This is a genomic window from Bradyrhizobium sp. B124 (assembly GCF_038967635.1).
GTDB lineage: Bacteria > Pseudomonadota > Alphaproteobacteria > Rhizobiales > Xanthobacteraceae > Bradyrhizobium.
In genome coordinates this window covers 1-26,996 of sequence record NZ_CP152413.1, presented here as the reverse complement: position 1 = coordinate 26,996, position 26,996 = coordinate 1, and the positions used below count along the sequence as shown (strand labels likewise).

The 26,996-nt window shown below is 62.5% G+C and carries 14 protein-coding genes; 1 reads left to right on the top strand and 13 read right to left on the bottom strand.

The window, feature by feature from the left end:
• The 10 genes from AAFG13_RS00070 to AAFG13_RS00025 form a co-directional block, all read right to left on the bottom strand.
• Positions 1–645, bottom strand: a complete 645-nt coding sequence (locus AAFG13_RS00070; RefSeq protein WP_342710735.1) for a methyltransferase — start codon at positions 643–645, stop codon at positions 1–3.
• An 8-nt stretch (positions 646–653) separates the two neighbouring features.
• Complete coding sequence (locus AAFG13_RS00065; RefSeq protein WP_342710734.1) at positions 654–1,550, bottom strand: type II secretion system F family protein; 897 nt, start codon at positions 1,548–1,550, stop codon at positions 654–656.
• Positions 1,547–2,476, bottom strand: coding sequence for a type II secretion system F family protein (locus AAFG13_RS00060; protein ID WP_342710733.1), 930 nt, complete (start codon positions 2,474–2,476; stop codon positions 1,547–1,549). Before AAFG13_RS00060 ends, AAFG13_RS00065 begins: the two co-directional genes overlap by 4 nt.
• Complete coding sequence (locus tag AAFG13_RS00055; RefSeq protein ID WP_342713523.1) at positions 2,476–3,762, bottom strand: CpaF family protein; 1,287 nt, start codon at positions 3,760–3,762, stop codon at positions 2,476–2,478. The genes AAFG13_RS00060 and AAFG13_RS00055 overlap by 1 nt, the downstream gene beginning before the upstream one ends.
• A 170-nt stretch (positions 3,763–3,932) precedes the next feature.
• On the bottom strand, positions 3,933–5,135 hold the full coding sequence (locus tag AAFG13_RS00050) for an AAA family ATPase (RefSeq protein ID WP_342710732.1): 1,203 nt from the start codon (positions 5,133–5,135) through the stop codon (positions 3,933–3,935).
• Positions 5,135–6,067: a Flp pilus assembly protein CpaB gene (gene cpaB, locus AAFG13_RS00045; RefSeq protein ID WP_342710731.1), complete on the bottom strand. Its 933-nt coding sequence runs from the start codon at positions 6,065–6,067 to the stop codon at positions 5,135–5,137. The genes AAFG13_RS00050 and cpaB overlap by 1 nt, the downstream gene beginning before the upstream one ends.
• A 45-nt stretch (positions 6,068–6,112) precedes the next feature.
• A complete protein-coding gene (locus AAFG13_RS00040; protein WP_342710730.1) occupies positions 6,113–6,622 on the bottom strand; it encodes an A24 family peptidase in 510 nt (169 codons plus the stop codon).
• Positions 6,623–6,686: 64 nt separating this feature from the next.
• Entirely contained in the window at positions 6,687–6,914 is a 228-nt protein-coding gene (locus AAFG13_RS00035) for a hypothetical protein (RefSeq protein WP_342710729.1), read from the bottom strand.
• A gap of 124 nt (positions 6,915–7,038) precedes the next feature.
• Complete coding sequence (locus tag AAFG13_RS00030) at positions 7,039–7,248, bottom strand: hypothetical protein (RefSeq protein ID WP_342710728.1); 210 nt, start codon at positions 7,246–7,248, stop codon at positions 7,039–7,041.
• Between the two features lie 122 nt (positions 7,249–7,370).
• Positions 7,371–7,580: a hypothetical protein gene (locus AAFG13_RS00025; RefSeq protein WP_342710727.1), complete on the bottom strand. Its 210-nt coding sequence runs from the start codon at positions 7,578–7,580 to the stop codon at positions 7,371–7,373.
• Between the two features lie 866 nt (positions 7,581–8,446).
• Between AAFG13_RS00025 and AAFG13_RS00020 the strand changes: the two genes are divergently transcribed.
• Positions 8,447–10,498, top strand: coding sequence for a hypothetical protein (locus AAFG13_RS00020; protein WP_342710726.1), 2,052 nt, complete (start codon positions 8,447–8,449; stop codon positions 10,496–10,498).
• Between the two features lie 831 nt (positions 10,499–11,329).
• Here the strand turns inward: AAFG13_RS00020 and AAFG13_RS00015 are convergent.
• The 3 genes from AAFG13_RS00015 to AAFG13_RS00005 all read right to left on the bottom strand — a co-directional run bounded on the left by AAFG13_RS00015 (position 11,330) and on the right by AAFG13_RS00005 (position 26,890).
• Complete coding sequence (locus AAFG13_RS00015; protein WP_342713522.1) at positions 11,330–12,667, bottom strand: HlyD family type I secretion periplasmic adaptor subunit; 1,338 nt, start codon at positions 12,665–12,667, stop codon at positions 11,330–11,332.
• 38 nt (positions 12,668–12,705) lie between these two features.
• Entirely contained in the window at positions 12,706–14,418 is a 1,713-nt protein-coding gene (locus AAFG13_RS00010) for a type I secretion system permease/ATPase (RefSeq protein WP_342713521.1), read from the bottom strand.
• 217 nt (positions 14,419–14,635) lie between these two features.
• Positions 14,636–26,890, bottom strand: coding sequence for a VCBS domain-containing protein (locus AAFG13_RS00005; RefSeq protein WP_342710725.1), 12,255 nt, complete (start codon positions 26,888–26,890; stop codon positions 14,636–14,638).
• Positions 26,891–26,996 lie beyond the last annotated feature (106 nt).

Sequence of the window (26,996 nt, the reverse complement as noted above, 5' to 3'; positions counted from 1 at the left end):
TCACCAGACATACGGTATCAATCTCCAGCGCGAGGCCTCGTAACTCGCGTACTCTGGGCAGTTGCGCCGGAGCAAATCCTCCTCGTAGTAAATCCGGCATACTTGAACGCCGATGTGTAGCACAAACAGCGCCAGCGTCACCGGCGAAATGACCTTGAGCACCACGCCGAATATTGCGATCTCCTCCGCCAGATAGAGCGGGTGCTTGATCCATCGATACGGACCCGTTTGCACCACGGAGCGCGCCTGCGGCACCAGGCTGAAGGACTTGCCGAGGTGCCTGATCGTGACGAACATCATGAACATGCCGATCAACACGCAAATTGTGGACGCAAGGTTTGGCAACGCTTTATCGGTCTCGCCGAAGAAGCCGATCGTCCATGGCATATAGGTGCCGACAAATGCCGCCATTCTTGGCAGCCAACCATCCGCAAGCGCCTTTGCCGGCGGCCGAGTCATGACCAACAGCCCGAGAACGACGTAGAAACTGGCGAGACAAAAACTCGACAGGAGCACCAGCCAGGAATCAGAAAACGATCCGACTTTGATGGCGTAGCAGAGCGCCAGCAGCATGAACCAGATGCCGCCGAGCAGTTGCATCGTCCGCTCGTAAGTCGAATTATTCGATAGAGTGACGGTGCTCATGAATTTTCCTACTTGAACGCATTAATGAGATGCAAAAACGGGCTCCCGCCCAGAATGACAAACATGGCGGGAAGCATGAACAGCACCATCGGAATGGTCAGCTTGGCGCCGAGCTTGTGCGCCCGCTCCTCCAGCTTGGTGATGCGCTCCCGCCGCAGGTCAACGGCGATGCCGCGCAGGGCCTGCCCAAGCGGCGTTCCATACTGCAGGCTTTGAGCGATCACCGTTCCGAAGCGGCGAAGCCCTTCCGACTTGGCGCCCAGTTTCTCGAACGCCTCGGTGCGGTTCGGCAATATGCGGAGATCGTCGAGCAGACCGCGCAATACCTGGGTCATCGCCGGGTTCGTTTGCTTCATCTCCGCCGCCACCCGCTCAAGCCCGCCCTCAAGGCCCATTCCCGCCTCGCTGCATACAACGAGCAGATCGATGGTATCCGGAGTCCCGAGCCGAATGGCGGCATCAAAGCGCCTTTTCATGAACAGAAGGATCAAACGCGGCCCCATGATTCCGGCGACCACCCCGAACAGCGTGAAGATCATCACTTCCGAGAACGGCTTTCTGAGAAACTGCGCCGCAAAGAAGGCCGCCAACGGAAACAGGAACATGCTGACCGCTTTGACGCCAATCCAGATCGGCAAGGTTCGGTAATGGTTGAAGCCCGCCGCCTGAATGACGGTTCTGAGCTGCTCAAGATTTTCCTCGGCATAGAAGCGCTTATAGCGAGCGCCGATCGAGGAAAGCCAGCCGATCAGGTCCTGCGAGGAACTTGAGCGGTGTGGGATGCCCAGCACGGCATTCGCCACGCGCGTATCCAGCGCGCGGCTATGCACTTCGCGAATGATCAGAATGCACATTGCGGCTGCAACGACCGTGGCAAGGGCAGCAAAACCGAAGACAGCAGTCATAGGGCCGTCTCCCTCTTGATCATCCAGCGTATCACGAAGTGTCCGACAACGACCGATCCGAGCGCGTACGCCAGCAGCATATTTCCGGTTGGGTCATAGAACAGCAGGTCGACCGATTGTGGATTGATCGCGTAGAGCAATCCGCCAATGATGAACGGCGATAGTGAAAGCGCACGCGACGAGAAGATGACCTCTCCGGCCAGAGCCTTCGCACGTGCAGCCAACGCAACCCGCTGGCTTACGGTGTCGGCCAGGATCTGCAAGGTTTCTGCCAGACTTCCGCCGGCCTTCAATTGGACTGCAAGCGTTACTGCAAACATCGCGTATTCAGGAACCAGCGTTCGCTGATAGATGCCTTCGACAGCCTCTTCCGGAGCCCCCCCCATCGCCAGCTCGCTGCAGACGATCTTGAACTGGCCGGATGTTGGCTCCGGCATTTCCCGAGCGATGGCGCGAAAGGCCTCGTTGACGGGCAATCCCGACCGAACAGTGCTGGTCACCAGCTGGATTGCGTCGGGAAGCTGGCCGAAAAGCTGATTAATGAAGCGACTGCGCTGCCATCCGAACATGCCCCGCACCACCAGCAGGGCGACGCCACCAGCAACGATCGATACCGTGGGCGTGGACCATTGCAGCAGGCGATGATTGGCGTAAACGACCAGACCTGCGGCCGTCGCGCCAGCCAGAAATACGTAGGCCGGATGCAGAACGTAAGTGATGTCAGGCTGATAATTGGCGACGCGCCGGAGCATATCCCAACGCGAAGCCTTTTCCGCACGACGGATGGACACCAGAGTTGCCGCCTCGGACGCCGGCAGAGCAATCTCAATCTGGCGGTCCATCTGCCGCTGTCGCGAGTCGAGCCACAGCGTATTGACCGTCGCGCACAGCAGAAGCAGCAGAACGATGATCAGGGGCGCCGACATCAGATGTGCCTCATCGCCTCGGCCCAGGCTCGATCGAGCCCGTAATAGACAAGGCGGCTCTTGAATTTCGGGACTGCCTGAGTGGATCGATAGGTGCCGGATATCCGTCCGTGCACATCCTCTTCCTTGTATTCGAACAACGCGACGTCGTTGGTGGTGATCACCTCGCCTTCCAGCCCGATCACCTCGGTGATCTGGACGATCCGACGCTGTCCGTCCCGCATGCGTTCGATCTGCACGATCAGGTCAAGCGCGGCGACGATCTGGGAGCGGATCGCGCGCGATGGCAGATTGACCTGCCCCATCTGCACCATGTTCTCGACGCGCGTCAACGCATCGCGCGCACTGTTTGCATGCACCGTCGAGATCGATCCGTCATGGCCGGTGTTCATTGCTTGCAGCATGTCGAATGCTTCGGCGCCGCGGACCTCGCCCACGATGATGCGATCCGGCCGCATGCGCAGGGCGTTCCAAAGGAGATCGCGTTGCGTGACCTGCCCCGTACCCTCGAGGCTGGGCGGCCGCGTCTCCAGGCTGATCACGTGCGGTTGCTGCAATTGCAGCTCAGCGGCGTCCTCGATCGTAACGATGCGTTCGCTGTGGTCGATGAACTGGCTAAGGGCGTTCAGTAGTGTCGTCTTGCCCGACCCCGTGCCGCCGGAGACCAGAACATTGAGCCGGCAGCGGGAGGCAATTTCCAACAGCTGTCCGAGAGCGGGGGTCATCGATCCGTTCTCGATCATCCCATTGATGTTCAGACGCCGGCTCGGAAATTTTCGGATCGAGATGCAGGGACTGTGGATGGCCAGCGGTGGCAGGATGATGTTGACGCGGCTGCCGTCCGGCAGGCGGCAGTCCACCATCGGGCTGGATTCATCCACGCGCCGGCCGACCTGCGCGGCAATCTTTTGCCCGACCGCGGCAATATGGTCGTTGTCGCGGAACCGCACCGCGATCCGCTCCAGCTTGCCGCTCCGCTCGACGTAGACGTTGCTCGGCCCGTTGATCATGATGTCGTTGATGGTCTCATCGAGCAGAAGCGGACGAAGCGGCCCGTAGCCAGTCATGTCGTCCGCAATTTCCTCCGCCAACAGCAACTGCTCGCGGCCCGACAACTCCAGTCGTTCCTGGTTGGCTATGCCGTGAATGATCTCCTCGATCTGCCGCCGAAGTACCTCGCGCGAGACCGACGCGGCTGCTGCCGGCTCGATCTGCTCGATAACGCGTTCGCGCAACGAGGCCGACATCGCCGGAAGATGTGTCGGAGGCTCCTCGCGCCTCGGCATCGACGTGGGCAGCGGCGGTGGCTCCACATGCGGCGCCGACGCCGCCACATCTGGCGCGGCGGGCGACGTGGCAAGCAGCACCGGCGGCACGCTGGGTGCAGCCGTCGGCGAACCTTTCATCAGTGTGGGCAAACGAAGTGGTGCGTCGTCTGCGCGCCTGCCAAACCTTTTCATAGCCCGAGCCACCTCTTCCAGCCGGCCTTTTTCATGGAGCCGACGCCAGTGATCTCCCGTACGATCGGCGCGAGGTGACGCCGCAGCCTGGATACGTGCTTCAGCGCCGGAATTCCGAGGTTGACCGCCTGGGTCATTCCCTTGCCGAGATCGGGGATGATCATATCCGGCTCTGCACCGAGGGCCTTGACGATGGTCGCTCTGGGCAGACCGCCGGGGCGGTCGGCACGATTGAGCAACGTAAAGACACGATCCTTGCCCGCGATGTTGGTGACCGCGTTGCGCAGCGCGTGCGCGTTTCGCAGACCGGTCACCTCGGCTTCCAGCAGCACCAGCACGTGACGCGACATCTGGATGACCGGATAGATCGAGGCCGGGAAGGGCACCGGCACGTCGACGACGACGTAGTTGAACCGCTGGCGGAGCAGACCCAGCACATGCCGCACGCCCGCCTCGGTGATGTCGAGCTTGGCATCAAGCTCTTCGTCGCCGGAAATCAGGACAACCCGATCGTTCACTTCGATCGCCGTCCGCTCCAGAAACAGCGTGTCGGCCCGCATTGGGTTTTCAAGGGCAATGCGCAAGCCAGGTCCCGGACGGACACCTAGCATCACCGCGGTCTCGCCGTTCTGCAGATGCAGGTCGAGCAGCGCAACCTTGGCCTTTGTGGTTTCGGCCAGTTGCAGCGCGAGATTGATGGCGATGCTCGTGGCACCTGCGCCACCCTGCGCACCACAGATCGAGACCACATGGCCGCCACGATCATTCTGGGTCGGCGTAACATCACCGACCAGTTTGGGACGCAACTGGTCGAGCACCATGTCGCGGGTAATCGGCGTCGGAAGATACTCGGTAAGACCGATCTCCATCAACTCGCGGTAGAAGGTGATCTCCCTGTTGTCGCCGATCAAGCACACCTTGACATCGGGCGGGCAGACGCTGGCCAGACGCTCAAGTTCAGTAAAGGGATCATCCATCCCGCTGATATCGGTCACCAGCGCGGACAGCTCGGTGTCGGTCTCGAGCATGCGTGTTGCATGACGGATGGTGCCACGCCGGATCACCAGGTTACTGCCATCGAGTCCCTTGCGCAGGGCCGCAGCGCTCAGCTCATCGTTCACGAAGCAGACGATACGGTTACGCGTGAGAACAGACGTCGTCTCTTCGGGTGTTTCCATCACAGCCATGTTCACACTCATCAACGTTTCTCCGGCCCCTTGCTGGCGTCACCCACCACCGCTCTCGACTGACGGACCTCTGATACTCCGTCGCAACCGACGAGGACGGAGCCACCCTGGTCCTGTTTCCTGACCGAGTATTGCTTGACGTCACTGCCAGTGTAGATCGCCACCGTTGTGCTCTGGCCGGCGACCGCGTTCTGTCGCGCCAGTTCGGGCGACACATCGCAGCTAGATGTCGCACCCGTATCGGCCCTGTCCCACTGCTCAGCCGCCGCTCGAACCACGAGCGAGAGCGTTCCAAGCTGTTTTGCGACCGAGACCTTCTTGACCTGCTCCGGAGTGAGCTCCAATGATACGGTTTGCGCCGTCTTGCCTACAACAGCATTTGTGACGGTACGCCCGCCTTGCGCGATCTCCTGATCGATCGCGATCACGCGAACGTTGGAAAGAACGGTCTCGCTCACGGCGCGACGCGCTGGATCCACCTTCTCGAACACCTGGGTCAACACCACGTCGACATTGTCGCCGGGCCTGATCAGCCCCGAGACGCCGGTTTCCTCGTCGACCTTGATGCTGATCGCGCGGCTGTCCGGCGCCAGAACGCTGGCAAGGAAGCCACGATCCTTCGGACGCAGAATGTCCTCCAGGGTAATCGCGCTGCCGGCTTCGACGAACTTGCGAACCAGAGATCCGGGAAGTCCGGCCTTGGAGTCAGGCGTTTCGAGGATCGCCCCAGCGGGGATGCGGTTCGGCGCCGCCTGGCGCACCGCGAAATCCTCGTCGCGCGCCAGCGTCCCTTTCGAAAGCGCACGTGTCGTAACAAAGTAACCGACGGTCGCCGGCGCGGGCGGCGCCTTTTCCGCGACCACCTGCGCCACGACAGCGTCTCTCGGCTGGTTCAGGTTGAAGGCAATTAGCCCGAGCGCCGTAGCCGCAAGCAACAGCACCATAATGATTGAGACGCGCAAAGCGGACGACATGTCAAAATCCTTTGCTCAAAAAAGTCCTTCGTTCAAAATAGTCCAGATACCGCCGCATGCGATGGCAACCCCGTAGGGCAGCGGCGCATGTCGCAAATGACGCCAGCGCTCGACCGCGTAGACCCTTCGCACCAGCGACGATCCGGCGGGCGCCAGCTTCGGATGCGGCAGGCGGCGCATCATCAGGTGCACCGCAGCGAGGACGCCGCCGGCCAATCCAGTTACGGTCAACAGCCCAATCACGCCTTCCAAAGGCAGACCGACCGCCAGAGCAACCAGCAACTTGACGTCACCGCCGCCGATCATTCCGCGCTGGTACATCACGAACAGCACCAGAAACAGGATTGCGGCAACGATCAACGACTGGCCGATCTGCATCGGGCTGGCCAATTGACCAGCGATCCCAAGGAGCGCCAGTGCCAGACAGATTTCGTTGCGGATCAACCGTGTCGCGATATCGATCGTTGCGACATACAACAACAATGCGATTTCCAGACACGAGGTCGTGGACGCAATCCAGCTCATGAAACTCTGCCTCGGGCGAGATGGGGGCACATAGCAATGCCCCCATCGTCAGACGGTCTCTGCCTCAAGCGGCATTGGCGACCGCGGTGGTGATCTTGCCGATTGCAGTCGTGAGCGCAGTCCCGATGGCACCCTGAGCGTCGGTGCCGAACGCAGCGGCAACGGCGCCGACGATGCAGGCGGCGACAATCACGTACTCGAACGACACAACGCCGTCCCTGTCCGTGCGCAGAAGTGCCAAGGCTTCTTTCGCCTTGATGTAATATTTCAGCATAATGTGATATTTCAGCATAGGGGTAGTCCCTGCTTTGACAATGAATGATGCGCGTAATCGTGAAGCACCGTTGGCAGAAAATCCCGTCAACGGCATCGGTTGCAAACAAGCCCAGGGCTCGCTTCTCGCCGCAGGCGATCAATCAGGCCGCGTTGGCGACCGCGGTCGTGATCTTGCCGATCGCAGTGGTCAGCGCCTTGCCGATGGCACCCTGAGCGTCGGTGCCGAACGCAGCGGCAACGGCGCCGACGATACAGGCGGCGACGATCACGTACTCGAACGACACAACGCCGTCCTTGTCCGAGGCGAAACGTTTGAGGGCTTCCGAGGTCTGGATGTAAATCTTGAGCATAGAGGTAATCCCTGCTTTGACAATGAATGATGCGCGTAATCGTAAGGCACCGTTGGCAGAAAACCCGCCAACGGGTCGGCTGCGAACGAGCCCAGGTCGCGCCTCTGGCTGCAGCTGATCAATCAGGCCGCGTTGGCGACCGCGGTGGTGATCTTGCCGATCGCAGTGGTCAGCGCCTTGCCGATGGCACCGTTAGCGTCGGTGCCGAACGCAGCGGCAACGGCGCCGACGATACAGGCAGCGACGATCACGTACTCGAACGACACAACGCCGTCCTTGTCCGAGCCGAGACGCTTGAAGGCTTCCGAGGTCTGAATGTAAATCTTGAGCATAGGAAAATATCCCTTTTACGAATGAATTTACGCAACGTGTTGGCGGGGCAAAATCCGGTGCCAACTAGGATTTTCTTATAATCCGCTGCGAGAATGCTGTCGATTGGTAATCGTTCGTTAACCCTACCGGTGCAGCTGCTGACAGCCTCTTTGGCGGAGGATGCTTCGAGCCGAACGCGCGAAATCTCTTGAATTATAGGGGTTTTTGCATTTCAGGACATTGCAAGCCTGGCTGCTCCGTGCAAATACGGTGACAGCCCGCCAAGTTCGAAACCGAGGAAGATTCCGCGAAAACGACCATCCGAAATGAAGCCTCAAAATCCGATCGACGGCATGTCTTTCCGGGAAAAATCGGTAAATCCGTCGTTCTCAAGGTTCGCACGTCTCAGAAACAGGTCCCGGAATCCCTCCGGGCCCCCGCAACTCTCGGCGGTCGATTGCCGCCACTGGGTGACCGCCGGCGGCTTTTTCCGCGTTGGCCGCCGCTGCCCATTGCCTGCTGCGCTCTTCCTCGAGGAGCTGCGAATGAAGCTTCTGGACGTTTCGCTCCGGCAGGACATTGTTCTTGCTTGAACCTGCTCCGCGTCGACGCGCATAAGCGGTAATCTGCTTTGGCGGCACGGGCGGACAAGTTTCGGCTCGCGGCCGTGGCGCGCGCAGCCTGGTAGATCGGATGCGGGCCACGCCATCCACGATCGGACCGCAACCGAAGTCTCCAGCCCCTCGCGCTCTGCAGCGAGTCCGCCTCCAGCTCAGGCACCCAAATGACTATTATCTTGAGGCCTTTGATGGGGTGGAGTACGGTCTGTGTATTCGCGAAGTCCTTCTGAAAAATTGGATAGCCGCTTCGAATAGGCGTCTTTTTCATGCGCCGCTTGATCGACACCGCTCCAAAGGATGGGACATTCGTCATTCTTGAGGATGACGTGAGCGGAAGCTTCGAATCTGCTCAGTGGTCGGCCGACGGGCGCGGGTGGATTAAGAAAAATGGCGAGCCAAGCGAGATCACGGCGACGCATTGGCTAACAATGCACCTTCCCGAGGAAGGTGATGAATTTATTCTGCAAGATGAATCTCTTCCGCCGAGGGAAACTGGATCGATCGCTCCCCCGGCGTCGCCGCGCTCCTTTTGTTTCCCCTCGGGCCTGGCCGAACGCGCGAGGGTGACGGAATTAACTCGTCTGGTTACGAACGCGGACTCGGTCACTGGCGTCCTCGCTGATGTGCGGGCCGCGCAGAGCAGACAGCAGCGCGGACCGACTGCGCGGCGCTCCATCGCCTCGATCGCCGCGCTGATGGTCGGGACGTCGCTCATCGGCTGGTATTTCCACGCCGAGCTCGGCTCCTATGTGACGCGATACATTGGTGAGCAGGATAACGTCAGCCCTGGCACAGTTGGCGTGGAGGCCGTCAAGCAAGAGACCCAAGTCCCAGTAGAGGACCTCCAAAAAGCCGGTTCATCGGCGCGGGATTCGGCTCCTCATCAGCAAGCCGACCGAGCGATCCCACCGGCACCGCGGGATACTGCGCAGGGCAAGCAAGGTGCGGAGGCAATGCAGCCGGAAGCGCAGCAGTCTTTGGAAAAGGAGCGGCGCCGCGCAGAGGCCCCAGCAAATGAACTGGCGAGCGCGAAGCAGATCATTGAGATGCAGGTAGCGCGGGCGAATAAGGCGCGCGATCAGGCGACGCAGCTCCGTCAAGCCGCGGAAAGCGGGATGGCGGAGATGCGACAGTCTCTGCAGAAGGAACACGACAGGGCCGAGGCACTGGCGGACGAGCTGGCGAAGGCACGACGTGACATCGAAACGCAACTGGCGGTGCCGAGCAAGGCGCGCGACCAGGCGGCGCAGCGCAATCAGGCCGCCGAGAAGGCGACGGCGGAGTTTCGACAGTCTTTGAAGACGGAGCACGACAGGGCCGAGGCACTGACTGGTGAGCTCGCGAAGGCCCGGCGGGACCTCGACACGCACCTGGCGCTGTCAAGCAAGGCCGGTGACGAGGCGATGCAGGTGAAGAAGGCCGCCGAGAGCGCGACGGCGGAGCTCCGACAGTCATTGAAGACGGAGCATGACAGGGCTGAGGCGCTGACTGGCGAGCTTGCGAGGGCGCGACAGGACCTAGAGACCCGGCTGGCGCTGTCAAGCAAGGCCGGTGACGAAGCGGTGCAGGTGAAGAAGGCAGCCGAGAGCGCGACCGCGGAGCTGCGACAGTCTCTGCAGAAGGAGCACGACAGGGCCGAGGCACTGACTGCCGAGCTTGCGAGGGTGCGGCGGGACCTCGAGACGCAGGTGGCGCTATCAAGCAAGGCGGGCGACGTGGCTACGCAGGAGAAGAAGGCCGCCGAGAGCGCGACGGCAGAGTTGCGACAGTCTCTGCAGAAAGAGCACGACAGGGCCGAGGCACTGACGAGCGAGCTCGCGAGGGCGCAGCGGGACATCGAGAGGCAGGTGGCGCTGGCGAGCAGGGCGGGTGACGAAGCGGCGCAGCTCAAGCAACTCAAGGAAGCTGCCGAGAGCATGACGGCGGAGCTGCGACAGTCTCTGAAGAAGGAGCGTGACCGGACCGAGGCGCCGGGCCGCGAACCCACGCTGGCTCAAGCCGCGGAGGCGGCTGCGACAGAGCAGCCAGCGGTCGCTGAGGCGCAAGGCGGTCCGGAAGCGGCTAGGTTGCTGATGCGCGCCAGCGCCCTGCTCGGCCAGGGGGATATCGGTGCAGCGCGGATCGTGCTCGAACACGCTGTCGAGACGGGTAACGCACAGGCGAGCTTCATGCTCGCGGAGACATATGATCCCCTCGTTCTTTCCACGTGGAAGACGTACGGAACACGCGGCGATGTGACGAAGGCACGCGAGCTATACGCAAAGGCGCTTGCCGGTGGCATCCAGCGGGCTAGGGATCGATCTGTCGCGTTGCATTAGTCCAGTATGGCAGCGATGATGGCGCTCATCGATTGTCGCTACTGCGTGATCGGCAGCGGCGGCTTGCTCGCGCCCACCGGCGCCGCGGATTGCCTGCTGCGTTCCTCGTCGAGGAGCTGCGAATGAAGCTTCTGGACCTGAATGTTCGCTCGAACAGGCAGAGAGGCTGGAGCTGCTGCGTGTGTTGACGCGCCGGGCGTTTCAAATGCGAAATGAGTGCCTGATCTGCCTCAGCATGGCCAGCGTCGCGTCGGTGTACCGACCATGTGTGAGATACTGATCTACCTGCGATGCTCCCAACATCGCCAATGCGGCTATTGCAAAGCCCTTGATCATAATGGGCCCCCCTACGAAAGAGACCGCCAACCGGGCTGTCAGAGTTTCACATTGGATCGAAACTTCGCTGTCGCTGATCACGACCTACCTACAATAGCGAATGCTGGCCGAAAACGGTAACCAGAGCCTTAAGGCGAGCGTTAGAGCAGAACGTGCTCTTCAACGTAGCTGTCTCACCGAACCCGACTGGCCAGCTTGCGCCAGTGGTAGCCACGCTTTTCGGCGTCCTCCCGAATACTTTTGCTCACCGATCACACGGTGCGCTTCTTTTTGCGCCAGCTTCCGCCCAACTTCGAAGGGATGGGAAGCCCACGCCGGATCACCAGCAGATCGTTTTTCCTACCCAAATATACGTCATACATGAGAGCGCCCTGTTGCAGGGAGCAGCATAGACCTGCACAGCAGCGTTATTGGTGGCGAAGGTGCAACAGCGACTTCAAAACAATTGGGCGCCAGCGAACCAGACTGGCCTCAAGGGATCGGTCCAAGACTCACTCACTTCTGCCGGAACGCGTGATTGAACGACATCACCAGCGGCCCCACGATGTAATCAAAAGCGGTTCGCTGGACCGTTGGGATCATCACGGTTGCCGGCATCCCCGGGTAGAGGCGGATGTTGGGCATGGCGGCCAATTCGTTCTGGTCGATCCGAACGAAGGCCGTGTAGTAGGGGTTGTTGGTCTTGGGATCCGTCAAACGGTCCGCCGAGATCTGAATGACGTCGCCGTGAATGATTGGAACGATGCGCTGCTTGTAGGCCGTCAGGTGAACTTCGGCGCGCGTGTCCGGATGGACGTCGCTGATATCTTCGACCGCCACCTGCGCTTCGATCGTCAGCGAATCCTCATCAGGTACGATGTCCAGGATCTTGTCGCCGCGTTGGATCACGCCTCCCATCGAAAACACGCTAAGGCCAACCACGCGTCCGGTATAGGGCGCACGAATTTCCATTCGGCCCAGCACCGCCTTGGCGTTCATCGCCTTCGGGATAACCTCCAGCAGCTTGGCTTGGGTGTCGCGCAAGTCCTTGGTGACATCGGTCATCCGGTCGTTGTCGAACTGCGCGATCTGCTGTTCCTGTTCCGCAATCGCCTGGCGCGCCTTGGCGATGCTGGCGTTTGCATCGGCGATCTGGCCCTCGAGGCCGTACGCGGTCCGCTCCAGCTGCAGGATGCGTGGACGGGCGATTAGCCCTCGCTCGACGAGCGGAGCGACGTCCTTGGCCTCCTTGCGCACTGAGTCGATCTGGTTGGTGTACGACTTCACCTGCGCTTCCGCGCCAACGATCTGGGACCCCAGCTGATTGATCTTCTCGCGGACAACGCTTCGTTGCCCTTCGAGCGATGCTCGGCGGGTGTCAAACTGACTGAGCTGCCCGTTCCAGACGCTCTTGAAATAGGGATCGTCAGAGCGCGCCTTCAGATCCGGCGGCATGACAAGTTGGGAGCCATGGTCGAGCTCGGTTAGGAGCCGGACTTCCGACGCACGAAGCACGGCATATTGCTGCGTCAGCACCTCATGTTCGGCGCGAGCCTGGGTTTCGTCCAGGACGATCAGCAAATCGCCTGCGAGCACCCTGTCACCTTCCCTCACATGCAATTCCTTGACGATCCCGCCATCGAGGTGCTGGAGGCTCTTGCGGTTGCCATCGACCTTCACGACCGCGTTCGCAACCACCGCGCCGTTGAGCGGCGCTGTCACCGCCCAGGTCCCGATACCGCCGAAAAAGATGGCGATGATCAGCCATCCTGCCAACGCAATCTTGCGAATGGAGTCGCTTGGCGCGCTGTCCTGGTTCGCGCGCTTTGTCCCGCGTGGGGCGGCGGGGCGCATCGATAAGTCTGGGACATCAAGCAATGCCATGATTTTTCCTAACCGGCCGCTCCCCGAACCGCCGGAACCGGCACGGGCCGCGTGAGACGCGAGAGGATTTCGTGGCGGGGCCCGAACATCTCGGCGACGCCCTCACGCAACACCAAGACCTTATCCACCACGCCGATGGTGGCCGGCCGATGCGAAATGATCACCACGGTGGTTCCGCGCTTTTTTAGCTCCATGATGCACTCTGAGAGCGCGGCATCCCCTTCCGAATCGAGGTTCGAGCTTGGCTCATCGAGTACAACGAGGCTCGGATTGCCGTAAACCGCACGAGCAAGGGCGATGCGCTGGCGAATGCCACCGGACAGAATTGCGCCGCCCTCCCCGACTTGCGTATCATAACCCTCGGGCAGCCGCAGGATCATCTCGTGCACACCGGCCATCTTCGCCGCCGCAATGATCTCGCTGTCCTTTTTTCGATCGAACCGGCAGATGTTGGCCGCGATACTGTCGGCAAACAGCTCGATATCCTGCGGAAGATAGCCGAGATGCTGGCCAAGTGACGACCTGATCCAGGTCGAAACATCGGATCCGTCAAGCCGGACGGCACCTGCGGACGGTGCCTGAACGCCAACGATATGGCGCGCGAGCGTGGATTTGCCGGCGCCAGAGGGGCCGATAATCCCCAAGACTTCACCCGGTTCGATTTGGAAGGTGACGCCGCGCAGAATGGGCTTTGATGTTCCAGGCGCGGCAAAAGACAGCGCTTCGACGGAAAGACGGCCCTCGGGTCGCGGCAGCGTCAGTCCAGATTGGCGCGGCGGATTGGCTCCCAACAACTCGCGCACCCGCAGGAATGCACCGCGGGCGGAGATGAGGCTGCGCCAGGATCCGACGATCTGTTCAATCGGCTGCAACGCACGGCCAAGCAGGATGCTGGCGGCAAACATGGCACCGGCGGTGGTCATGCGCTCTATCACGAGATAGGCACCGAGACCAAGGATCAACGATTGCATCGACAGCCGCAGGAAACGGATCATGCTCTGCATCGTTGCCGCGCGATCGCTCGCGGCGACCTGGCGCTCCAGCATTCGGTCGCGGTCCTTACTCCAGCGATTCAGAAGGCCCGCGGTCATCCCCATGGCGCGTACCACTTCGGTGTTGCGCAGGCTCATCTCCGTAAAACTGTAATTTCGATTTGCCGCCTCGCTGGATTCGGAGAGCGGAGGTTTGACGATCGATTCGTTGAGAAAGGCCATTAGAACTAGGATAATCGAGCACCCCAGCGCAAAAGCGCCCAGGAACGGGTGCAGGCAAAAGATCACCGCGATGTAGATGGGCGACCACGGTAGATCGAAGACTGCGTGAATTCCAGACCCGGTTATGAACTGGCGAAACGTATCAAAATCGCGCAGCAGCTGGCTGCGCGCGCCGCCGATTTTTGCCGAATGGTCGATGATGGCGGTCATCACCCGCGGCGCGATCATCCGATCGAGGCGAATGCTGGTGCGTGTCAGTACACGTGCGCGGACCGCATCGAGTCCAGCTAGCGCCATGAACGCCAGCAACAGCGCAAGCGTCAGCATCAGGAGCGTGATCTCGCTGGCGCTTGAGATCACGCGGTCATAGACCTGCAGCATGAAAAGTGGGCCAGCCAGATAGAGAAGGTTAATGGCCAGGCTGAATATGGCCGCAGTGACAAAATAGGTCTGGCAGGCTTGCAGCGACTGCCGGAATTCATCCGCTTTTTTACGGGAAATACTCACGCGGAAATTGGCCGGAGCCACCTTCTAAACATGATCGCTGGCTGCCCTGGGCAGCAGTCGAACGATTCAAAAAAATCAATCATCCAATCCCCCCATTTAGCATGGGCGGCGGCCGCGTTGATAGCCGCCGCCGGCGCAAAACAGGCAGGAGAGTAAACATACGGGGTTCGCCTTTTCCTCGCGTGGTTCTCTCCCATGGTAGATGCGTTCACGCCCCTCAGCCGACGTGGTGCGGATCATAGGTGATCAACGTGCCGTTCGTGGTGTCGGCCTTCTCGGCAAAGCCGGTCGGATCGTATTGACCGAGCAGGACGATGTTGGCCGTGTGAGCGCCATCCGACACCGACAGGGTGCCGCCGGTCCCCGCCTGGTTCTCCGTGAAGCTCAACGTGGTGCCAGCGCCGAAGCCGACGCCCTTGATGTCGATGTCGTCATTGCCATCGAGGCCGCTCACCGTGCCGGAGAAGTGGAAGGCATCGTCCAGGATCAGGTGACCAGCGGCGGTCGTGTCGAAGGTGACGCCTGCCGCCGAGGCTGACCCGAACTCGATGGTGCCGGCCCCACTAATCAAGGCGTTGCCGCTGCCGGTAACCTCTCCCTCCGCTGTGACCGCGCCGCCATTGGCCCAGATCAGGCCGCTGTTGGCCACCGCGCTGGCGAGCACCAGCCCACCCGCACCGGTCGCTTCCAACGTGCCGTCGTTGGCAATCAGGTTGGCGCCAGTATCGATCACCAGGGCATGGGTGCCGGTGGCATCGATGATGCCCTCGTTGCTCAGCGTGAGGCTGCCCTGCCCGATCTGGCCCGCACCGGATATCACGTTGTCGACGTTGTCGAGCGTGACGTTGGAGGCCGTGCCGGCGATGACGTTGTGGTCATCGTCGGACAGGACCACATGACCGCCGCCGTTGAGCGTGATCCCGGTCTGGATCAGCTGCAGCAGCGTGTCGTCGCCGGAGGCCTGCAAGTCGATCTCGCCGGTGTTGTGGATGACCCCCGACAGCGGTAGCATCGCGCCGTCGCCGATGGTCATCGCGCCCGGATTTTCGACTGTGGGCATTACGTCGAATTCGAAGTTTGCTGCGGTGAGGTCTGCCGCATGGACGCCGTCGAGGGTGATCGTCTGGCCATCAGCAAGCGTGACCACGGCGTTTCCGTTGCCATCGTCGGCGGTATGGGCCTGAACGTCGCTGAAGCTCTGCCAGCCGTAGCTGATCAGGTCGAGAGTGTCGGCTGAAATGTCGAAGCTATGGATGACATCGTTGCCGATCGGTTGAGAGAAGACGAACAGGTCGTTGCCGCTTGATCCGGTGAGATGGTCGTTTCCGGACCATGCAAATATCGGTGAGCCCGGTGCATATGCTTCCACGTTGTCCGGCACGGAGCTGTTGCCGATTGTCCCGTCCGGGTTCGTCCAGGTGAGTGACAGGTGAAGCACTGCCGCGCCTGTGAAGTTGGCCGGCGTATTAACGGTCAACGATCGCACGTCGCCAGTCTGCAGCGACCAGGAGCCATCCGCATTTTGGGTAGCGCCATTGAGTGTCCATCCAGGGAGAAGATCCGAGGCAGAAACAGTCACGAGCGAGTCGTCGGGCGCCTGGCTGTCCAGACCAAGATTTATCGGGGCGCCAGAGATACCGGCAGGCTGCGTAGCGTAGGTGCTAGTGTAGACTACGAAATCCGACGCACTTAGACTGGTGACGCCCGCAAGTGTAGTGATGTTGTTTAGGGTGGCTACTTGCACCCTGCTCCCTGTATCGGCCCAATTAGTGTCAAACCAAATTTCAGCCTTGCCGTCAGTTGAGTTGAATACGACAACATAATCGTTGAGGGGTGGATGCGGCCCGTTTCCGCCAGTCTGAGTTTGAATCTGCGAAGTCGTCAGTGAAGCTTGTATGACGATGACCTTATTTGACTCATCGTTTGCGATAGCAGATATGCTGTTCTGTGTTTTATCGAAGTCTGCAGCAGAAATTGTTGCGCCTGCATTGGTGGCTGTCGTGTTGGCAAACGACACAGCACCAGCACCCGTTCCGCCGAGGAATCCGATTGTATCTTGATTACCGGCTACTTTGCTGAAATCCGTAATCGTTGCGACTCCACCTCCATTAGTCTGCAGCCGGAATTGATCGTTGCCACTACCGCCGGTCAGGGTGTCGGCACCGCCAAGCCCATTCAGAACGTCGGCACCCGATCCACCTATCAGCGTATTGGCTCCGGGTGTGCCTGTCAGGACCAGGCCAGTGGTGCCGGTATAATTCGTCGCGTCTATCGTTTCGAATCCAGAAATACCTCCTGACAGCAGTGAGCCTGAGCTGTCCAAAAAGTGACCCGTGCTCAGGTTAATTCTCGCGACGGCCAAGGTTGCCGAGCCGGTCAGCACCAGTTTATCCGTGCCGCTGCCACCTGTTAGGCTATCGCCGGCAAGCAGTGTGCTTGCTGTCGCATTGACGACGTTCGTGCCGCTGCCGCCTCCGAGGCTGATGGTGTCGGTACCGGTCCCCAGCGTAATGGTCGCGTTCGATGCGCCGGTGCCACCCGTCACGGTGTCGGTGCCGTTGCCGAGCGTCACCGCAATGGAGCCGCCGTTCCGCAACGTGAGAGACGTCGCCGCGGTGTCGACCGTCACGGTCTCAAACCCGTTGAACGCCGCCAGGTTGTTCAGGTTGAACGTCCCGCCGCCGCTCAGCGCCAGCGTATCCGTCGCTCCCGTGCCGCCGGTCAGGCTGTCCGTCGAAACCAGGGTAGCGCTCGTGGCATTGACGACATTCGTGCCGCTGCCGCCACCCAGGCTGATGGTGTCGGTGCCTGTCCCCAGCGTAATGGTCGCGTTCGACGCGCCGGTGCCACCCGTCACGGTGTCGGTACCGTTGCCGAGCGTCACCGCAATGGCGCCGCCGTTCCGCAAGGTGAGAGACGTCGCCGCGTTGTCGACCGTCACGGTCTCAAACCCGGTGAACGCTGCCAGGTTGTTCAGGTTGAACGTCCCGCCGCCGCTCAGCGCCAGCGTATCCGTCGCCCCCGTGCCGCCGGTCAGGCTGTCCGTCGAAACCAGGGTAGCGCTCGTGGCATTGACGACATTCGTGCCGCTGCCGCCACCCAGGCTGATGGTGTCGGTGCCGGTCCCCAGCGTAATGGTCGCGTTCGATGCGCCGGTGCCACCCGTCACGGTGTCGGTGCCGTTGCCGAGCGTCACCGCAATGGTGCCGCCGTTCCGCAATGTGAGAGACGTCGCCGCGTTGTCGACCGTCACCGTCTCAAACCCGTTGAACGCCGCCAGACTGTTCAGGTTGAACGTCCCGCCGCCGCTCAGCGCCAGCGTATCCGTCGCCCCCGTGCCGCCGGTCAGGCTGTCCGTCGAAACCAGGGTAGCGCTCGTCGCCTTGACGACATTCGTGCCGTTGCCGCCACCCAGGCTGATGGTGTCGGTGCCGGTCCCCAGCGTAATGGTCGCGTTCGATGCGCCGGTGCCACCCGTCACGGTGTCGGTGCCGTTGCCGAGCGTCACCGCAATGGTGCCGCCGTTCCGCAAGGTGAGAGACGTCGCCGCGTTGTCGACCGTCACGGTCTCAAACCCGTTGAACGCCGCCAGACTGTTCAGGCTGAACGTTCCTCCACCAATCAACGTCAGCGTGTCCGTGCCCGACCCGCCGGTCAAGCTGTCGGTGCTGTTCAGCGTCGTGCTGGTCGCGTTCACCGCGTTGGTGCCAGCGACGAACGAAACAGTGTCGACCCCAGTACCAAGTGTTGCGGTGTTACCTGAAGACGCTACGCCAATGAAGTTGAGCGTACCTCCCGTACTACCTAGTGTTATGAGATTGCTGTTTCCTGAGAAGGCAATGGTGTCGTTGCTTCCCTCAGTAACCGTAATCGTCTGGCTGCTGCCGCCCAACTGAAGATCGACAAAGATCGACCCCGTTAGATCAACCTGTTCGAAGTTTGGCAACCCAGTAGCCAGTCCGCCAAGAAGGTGCGCACCGCTCGACCCCGCCCCCGTCACGACCAATCTATCGATTCCGCTGCCACCCGTAAGACTATCAGCAAAGCCGGAGAGAGCCGTAGCGGTTGCATTGATTGTGTTGCTGCCGCTGCCGCTGCCCAAGTTGACCGTGTCTGTACCCGTTCCGAGGGTGACAGTGGTGTTCGCAACGCCTGTGCCGCCGGTCAACGAATCAGTGCCGTTACCCAAGGTGACATTGATCGTCGCCGCATTCTTCAGCGTCAGCGTCGTATTGCCGTTGTCGACTGTGATATTCTCAAATCCGGTAAATGCGGTCAGGCTGTTCAGATTGAAACCGCCGCCACCGGTCAGGGCGAGCGTATCGGTACCCGAACCGCCGGTCAGGCTGTCGCCGTTGTTAAGAGTCGAGCTTATCGCATTCACCGCATTGGCACCGGAAGTGAACGACACTGTGTCGTTGCCAGTGCCCAGGGTTATCGTGTTGCCGCTGCCGGCGTTGACCGTCAGGTTCTGACCGTTCTTCAAGGTCAAGCTGTCGCCAGTGCCGCTCAGCGTCACATTCTCGAGCCCGCTGAACACGGCCAAACTGTTCAGGTCGAACGTCGCGCTATTGCCGGAGATCGCCAGCGTGTCGGTGCCCGTGCCGCCGGTCAGGCTGTCGCCGCTGTTCAGCGTCGCCCCCGTTCCGATCGTCGCGTTCACCGTATTGGTACCGGAAGTGAACGACACGGCGTCATTGCCAGTGCCCAGCGTTATGGTGTTGCCGCTGCCGGCGTTGACCGTCAGGTTCTGACCGTTCTTCAGCGTCAGGCTGTCGCCCGTGCCGCTCAGCGTCACGTTCTCAAAGCCGGTAAAGGTCGCAAGACTGTTGAGATCGAACGAGCCGCTACTCCCGGAGATCGCTAGCGTGTCCGTGCCGGTGCCACCGGTCAGGCTGTCGCCCGTGTTGAGCGTCGCGCCGGTTCCGATCGCCCCGTTTACGGTATTGATACCGGACGTGAACGACACTGAGTCGTTGCCAGTGCCCAGCGTTATCGTGTTGCCGCTGCCGGCGTTGATCGTCTGGTTCTGACCGTTCTTCAGCGTCAGGCTGTCGCCTGTGCCGCTCACCGTCACGTTCTCGAAGCCGGTAAAGGTCACCAGGCTGTTGAGATCGAACGTGCCGCTGTTGCCCGAGATCGCCAGCGTATCGGTTCCCGACCCACCAGTCAGGCTGTCGGCCGCGAGCAGCGTGGCTCCCGTCCCGATCACCCCATTCACGGTATTGGTGCCACTGCCGGCGCCCAAATTCACCGTAGCCGTGCCAGTGTTGAGCGTCACCGTGGCGTTGGCGGATCCAGTGCCGCCCGTAACTGTGCTTGCCGTCCCCGTCGTATTGCCGAGCGTCACCGCGAGCGTGGCGGAGTTCTTCAGCGTCAGCGTTGTAACTGTATTGTCGGTCGTGACGTTCTCGAAACCGGTGAACACACCCGGCGTCGTGTTCAGGTTGATGGTCCCGCCGCCGCCCAGTGCCAGCGTATCCGTACCAGACCCACCCGTCAGGCTGTCACCGGCGTTGAGCGTCGCACTCGTGGCGTTCACGGTATTGGTGCCCGAGGTGAACGACACGGTGTCATTGCCGGTGCCAAGCGTTATCGTGTTGCCGCTGCCGGCATTGATCGTCTGGTTCTGACCGTTCTTCAGCGTCAGGCTGTCGCCTGTGCCGCTCAGCGTCACATTCTCGAAGCCGGTAAAGGTCGCCAGGCTGTTGAGATCGAACGTGCCGCTGTTGCCCGAGATCGCCAGCGTATCGGTTCCCGACCCACCAGTCAGGCTGTCGGCCGCGAGCAGCGTGGCTCCCGTCCCGATCACCCCATTCACGGTATTGGTGCCACTGCCGGCGCCCAAATTCACCGTAGCCGTGCCAGTGTTGAGCGTCACCGTGGCGTTGGCGGATCCAGTGCCGCCCGTAACTGTGCTTGCCGTCCCCGTCGTATTGCCGAGCGTCACCGCGAGCGTGGCGGAGTTCTTCAGCGTCAGCGTTGTAACTGTATTGTCGGTCGTGACGTTCTCGAAACCGGTGAACACACCCGGCGTCGTATTCAAGTTGATGGTCCCGCCGCCGCTCAGTGCCAGCGTATCCGTACCAGACCCACCCGTCAGGCTGTCACCGGCGTTGAGCGTCGCACTCGTGGCGTTCACGGTATTGGTGCCCGAGGTGAACGACACGGTGTCATTGCCGGTGCCAAGCGTGATCGTGTTGCCGCTGCCGGCATTGATCGTTTGGTTCTGACCATTCTTCAGCGTCAGGCTGTCGCCTGTGCCGCTCAGCGTCACGTTCTCGAAGCCGGTGAAGCTCGCTAGGCTGTTGAGGTTGAACGTGCCGCTGTTGCCCGAGATCGCCAGCGTATCCGTGCCGCTGCCGCCGGTCAGACTGTCGGCATTGTTGAGCGTCGCGCCCGCCCCGATTGCACCACTGACCGTGTTGGTGCCGCTGAGGAAGAACACCGTATCAGCGCCTGTCGTTAGCGTGAAGGGTGTCGTGCTGACAACGGAAATTGAAGCTATATCGGAGGCTGTCGAGAAAGCGGTCGATCCGCCGCTAACGCTAGCGTTGCCCGTTCCGCCGTTGCTTCCGTTCGTTTGATCCCAGGCTTGGAAAGTAATGGCGTTGGAGATCGTTCCGGCAAAGCCGGAGGTGGGTTGAAAATAAATACGCGTGTTGGCGTCGGCCGCTAACAGTTGTGCTGACGAAACACTGACGGCGCTCAGAGCGGTCCATGTGCTTCCGTTGTTGGTGGAATAGAACCAAGTGCCGTGCGAGGTATCGGCTGCAGTAATGGCGACGCCAGTGACAGAATCACTGTCGACGTCCGTTACGTTGCCCCCAATGCTGACCAAGGAGGACACCAACGTGCCAACGGCGCCGATCGGAGCGCCTGAATTCTGCGCTTCGTTGCTCAAGGCTTCTGGTGTGACGGTCAATGTGGGCGCATCGTTGGTTCCGTTGATGGTCACCACCACGTTCTGGGTGGCGGTGCCGCCATGGCCGTCGTCAACCTTGACCTGGTAGGTCTCCTGAATGCTCTGGCCAGCGCCCAGGAACTGGATCGCCGAGTTATTGACGCTGTAGTTCCAGCTTCCCGTGCCGCCGGTACCGCCCGACGTGTCGAGCGTCTTGGAGGCAGTCAACGCGCCCAGCTGGACGCCGCCCGCATTGGTCGACGACACAAACGTCGCCGATACCGTGTGGCTGTCAGTCACATCGGCGTCGGCATAGCTGATGGTGCCCGAGGTCGCCTCGGTGGCGCCGGCCGGCGTATCTTCCGTCACCGAGCCGGTCGCCGTCACCGTCACCGTCGGCAGATCGTTGGTGCCGGTGACGGTGATGGTGACGGGCTGCGAAACCGTGCCGCCGTGGCCGTCATCGACCTGCACGCTGTAGGTCAGCGTGACGCTCTCGCCATTGGCGAGATAGTCGAAGCTCTTGTCCTGTGCCGAGAAGCTCCAGGCCTGCGTGCCGGTGGCACCATTGGTGGAGTCGGTCTCCGCCCCCAGGGTGAACCAGCTCAGCAGCGTGGCGTTGCCGGCCAGGCCGGAGGTGGTGCCGCTCGCGGTGACGCCGGTGACGCTCACCGTGTGGTGGTCGGAGAGGTCGACATCGGCAAAGGCGATCGAACCCGAGGCCGTGTCCGGCGCGGTCGAGCCGGTGGTGTTGGCAGCCTCGCTGAACGCGCCGCTGGCGGTGGTCGAGCCGGCGACGATGGTCGGCAGATCGTTGGTGCCGGTGACGGTGATGGTGACGGGCTGCGAAACCGTGCCGCCGTGGCCGTCATCGACCTGCACGCTGTAGGTCAGCGTGACGCTCTCGCCATTGGCGAGATAGTCGAAGCTCTTGTCCTGTGCCGAGAAGCTCCAGGCCTGCGTGCCGGTGGCACCATTGGTGGAGTCGGTCTCCGCCCCCAGGGTGAACCAGCTCAGCAGCGTGGCGTTGCCGGCCAGGCCGGAGGTGGTGCCGCTCGCGGTGACGCCGGTGACGCTCACCGTGTGGTGGTCGGAGAGGTCGACATCGGCAAAGGCGATCGAACCCGAGGCCGTGTCCGGCGCGGTCGAGCCGGTGGTGTTGGCAGCCTCGCTGAACGCGCCGCTGGCGGTGGTCGAGCCGGCGACGATGGTCGGCAGATCGTTGGTGCCGGTGACGGTGATGGTGACGGGCTGCGAAACCGTGCCGCCGTGGCCGTCATCGACCTGCACGCTGTAGGTCAGCGTGACGCTCTCGCCATTGGCGAGATAGTCGAAGCTCTTGTCCTGTGCCGAGAAGCTCCAGGCCTGCGTGCCGGTGGCACCATTGGTGGAGTCGGTCTCCGCCCCCAGGGTGAACCAGCTCAGCAGCGTGGCGTTGCCGGCCAGGCCGGAGGTGGTGCCGCTCGCGGTGACGCCGGTGACGCTCACCGTGTGGTGGTCGGAGAGGTCGACATCGGCAAAGGCGATCGAACCCGAGGCCGTGTCCGGCGCGGTCGAGCCGGTGGTGTTGGCAGCCTCGCTGAACGCGCCGCTGGCGGTGGTCGAGCCGGCGACGATGGTCGGCAGATCGTTGGTGCCGGTGACGGTGATGGTGACGGGCTGCGAAACCGTGCCGCCGTGGCCGTCATCGACCTGCACGCTGTAGGTCAGCGTGACGCTCTCGCCATTGGCGAGATAGTCGAAGCTCTTGTCCTGTGCCGAGAAGCTCCAGGCCTGCGTGCCGGTGGCACCATTGGTGGAGTCGGTCTCCGCCCCCAGGGTGAACCAGCTCAGCAGCGTGGCGTTGCCGGCCAGGCCGGAGGTGGTGCCGCTCGCGGTGACGCCGGTGACGCTCACCGTGTGGTGGTCGGAGAGGTCGACATCGGCAAAGGCGATCGAACCCGAGGCCGTGTCCGGCGCGGTCGAGCCGGTGGTGTTGGCAGCCTCGCTGAACGCGCCGCTGGCGGTGGTCGAGCCGGCGACGATGGTCGGCAGATCGTTGGTGCCGGTGACGGTGATGGTGACGGGCTGCGAAACCGTGCCGCCGTGGCCGTCATCGACCTGCACGCTGTAGGTCAGCGTGACGCTCTCGCCATTGGCGAGATAGTCGAAGCTCTTGTCCTGTGCCGAGAAGCTCCAGGCCTGCGTGCCGGTGGCACCATTGGTGGAGTCGGTCTCCGCCCCCAGGGTGAACCAGCTCAGCAGCGTGGCGTTGCCGGCCAGGCCGGAGGTGGTGCCGCTCGCGGTGACGCCGGTGACGCTCACCGTGTGGTGGTCGGAGAGGTCGACATCGGCAAAGGCGATCGAACCCGAGGCCGTGTCCGGCGCGGTCGAGCCGGTGGTGTTGGCAGCCTCGCTGAACGCGCCGCTGGCGGTGGTCGAGCCGGCGACGATGGTCGGCAGATCGTTGGTGCCGGTGACGGTGATGGTGACGGGCTGCGAAACCGTGCCGCCGTGGCCGTCATCGACCTGCACGCTGTAGGTCAGCGTGACGCTCTCGCCATTGGCGAGATAGTCGAAGCTCTTGTCCTGTGCCGAGAAGCTCCAGGCCTGCGTGCCGGTGGCACCATTGGTGGAGTCGGTCTCCGCCCCCAGGGTGAACCAGCTCAGCAGCGTGGCGTTGCCGGCCAGGCCGGAGGTGGTGCCGCTCGCGGTGACGCCGGTGACGCTCACCGTGTGGTGGTCGGAGAGGTCGACATCGGCAAAGGCGATCGAACCCGAGGCCGTGTCCGGCGCGGTCGAGCCGGTGGTGTTGGCAGCCTCGCTGAACGCGCCGCTGGCGGTGGTCGAGCCGGCGACGATGGTCGGCAGATCGTTGGTGCCGGTGACGGTGATGGTGACGGGCTGCGAAACCGTGCCGCCGTGGCCGTCATCGACCTGCACGCTGTAGGTCAGCGTGACGCTCTCGCCATTGGCGAGATAGTCGAAGCTCTTGTCCTGTGCCGAGAAGCTCCAGGCCTGCGTGCCGGTGGCACCATTGGTGGAGTCGGTCTCCGCCCCCAGGGTGAACCAGCTCAGCAGCGTGGCGTTGCCGGCCAGGCCGGAGGTGGTGCCGCTCGCGGTGACGCCGGTGACGCTCACCGTGTGGTGGTCGGAGAGGTCGACATCGGCAAAGGCGATCGAACCCGAGGCCGTGTCCGGCGCGGTCGAGCCGGTGGTGTTGGCAGCCTCGCTGAACGCGCCGCTGGCGGTGGTCGAGCCGGCGACGATGGTCGGCAGATCGTTGGTGCCGGTGACGGTGATGGTGACGGGCTGCGAAACCGTGCCGCCGTGGCCGTCATCGACCTGCACGCTGTAGGTCAGCGTGACGCTCTCGCCATTGGCGAGATAGTCGAAGCTCTTGTCCTGTGCCGAGAAGCTCCAGGCCTGCGTGCCGGTGGCACCATTGGTGGAGTCGGTCTCCGCCCCCAGGGTGAACCAGCTCAGCAGCGTGGCGTTGCCGGCCAGGCCGGAGGTGGTGCCGCTCGCGGTGACGCCGGTGACGCTCACCGTGTGGTGGTCGGAGAGGTCGACATCGGCAAAGGCGATCGAACCCGAGGCCGTGTCCGGCGCGGTCGAGCCGGTGGTGTTGGCAGCCTCGCTGAACGCGCCGCTGGCGGTGGTCGAGCCGGCGACGATGGTCGGCAGATCGTTGGTGCCGGTGACGGTGATGGTGACGGGCTGCGAAACCGTGCCGCCGTGGCCGTCATCGACCTGCACGCTGTAGGTCAGCGTGACGCTCTCGCCATTGGCGAGATAGTCGAAGCTCTTGTCCTGTGCCGAGAAGCTCCAGGCCTGCGTGCCGGTGGCACCATTGGTGGAGTCGGTCTCCGCCCCCAGGGTGAACCAGCTCAGCAGCGTGGCGTTGCCGGCCAGGCCGGAGGTGGTGCCGCTCGCGGTGACGCCGGTGACGCTCACCGTGTGGTGGTCGGAGAGGTCGACATCGGCAAAGGCGATCGAACCCGAGGCCGTGTCCGGCGCGGTCGAGCCGGTGGTGTTGGCAGCCTCGCTGAACGCGCCGCTGGCGGTGGTCGAGCCGGCGACGATGGTCGGCAGATCGTTGGTGCCGGTGACGGTGATGGTGACGGGCTGCGAAACCGTGCCGCCGTGGCCGTCATCGACCTGCACGCTGTAGGTCAGCGTGACGCTCTCGCCATTGGCGAGATAGTCGAAGCTCTTGTCCTGTGCCGAGAAGCTCCAGGCCTGCGTGCCGGTGGCACCATTGGTGGAGTCGGTCTCCGCCCCCAGGGTGAACCAGCTCAGCAGCGTGGCGTTGCCGGCCAGGCCGGAGGTGGTGCCGCTCGCGGTGACGCCGGTGACGCTCACCGTGTGGTGGTCGGAGAGGTCGACATCGGCAAAGGCGATCGAACCCGAGGCCGTGTCCGGCGCGGTCGAGCCGGTGGTGTTGGCAGCCTCGCTGAACGCGCCGCTGGCGGTGGTCGAGCCGGCGACGATGGTCGGCAGATCGTTGGTGCCGGTGACGGTGATGGTGACGGGCTGCGAAACCGTGCCGCCGTGGCCGTCATCGACCTGCACGCTGTAGGTCAGCGTGACGCTCTCGCCATTGGCGAGATAGTCGAAGCTCTTGTCCTGTGCCGAGAAGCTCCAGGCCTGCGTGCCGGTGGCACCATTGGTGGAGTCGGTCTCCGCCCCCAGGGTGAACCAGCTCAGCAGCGTGGCGTTGCCGGCCAGGCCGGAGGTGGTGCCGCTCGCGGTGACGCCGGTGACGCTCACCGTGTGGTGGTCGGAGAGGTCGACATCGGCAAAGGCGATCGAACCCGAGGCCGTGTCCGGCGCGGTCGAGCCGGTGGTGTTGGCAGCCTCGCTGAACGCGCCGCTGGCGGTGGTCGAGCCGGCGACGATGGTCGGCAGATCGTTGGTGCCGGTGACGGTGATGGTGACGGGCTGCGAAACCGTGCCGCCGTGGCCGTCATCGACCTGCACGCTGTAGGTCAGCGTGACGCTCTCGCCATTGGCGAGATAGTCGAAGCTCTTGTCCTGTGCCGAGAAGCTCCAGGCCTGCGTGCCGGTGGCACCATTGGTGGAGTCGGTCTCCGCCCCCAGGGTGAACCAGCTCAGCAGCGTGGCGTTGCCGGCCAGGCCGGAGGTGGTGCCGCTCGCGGTGACGCCGGTGACGCTCACCGTGTGGTGGTCGGAGAGGTCGACATCGGCAAAGGCGATCGAACCCGAGGCCGTGTCCGGCGCGGTCGAGCCGGTGGTGTTGGCAGCCTCGCTGAACGCGCCGCTGGCGGTGGTCGAGCCGGCGACGATGGTCGGCAGATCGTTGGTGCCGGTGACGGTGATGGTGACGGGCTGCGAAACCGTGCCGCCGTGGCCGTCATCGACCTGCACGCTGTAGGTCAGCGTGACGCTCTCGCCATTGGCGAGATAGTCGAAGCTCTTGTCCTGTGCCGAGAAGCTCCAGGCCTGCGTGCCGGTGGCACCATTGGTGGAGTCGGTCTCCGCCCCCAGGGTGAACCAGCTCAGCAGCGTGGCGTTGCCGGCCAGGCCGGAGGTGGTGCCGCTCGCGGTGACGCCGGTGACGCTCACCGTGTGGTGGTCGGAGAGGTCGACATCGGCAAAGGCGATCGAACCCGAGGCCGTGTCCGGCGCGGTCGAGCCGGTGGTGTTGGCAGCCTCGCTGAACGCGCCGCTG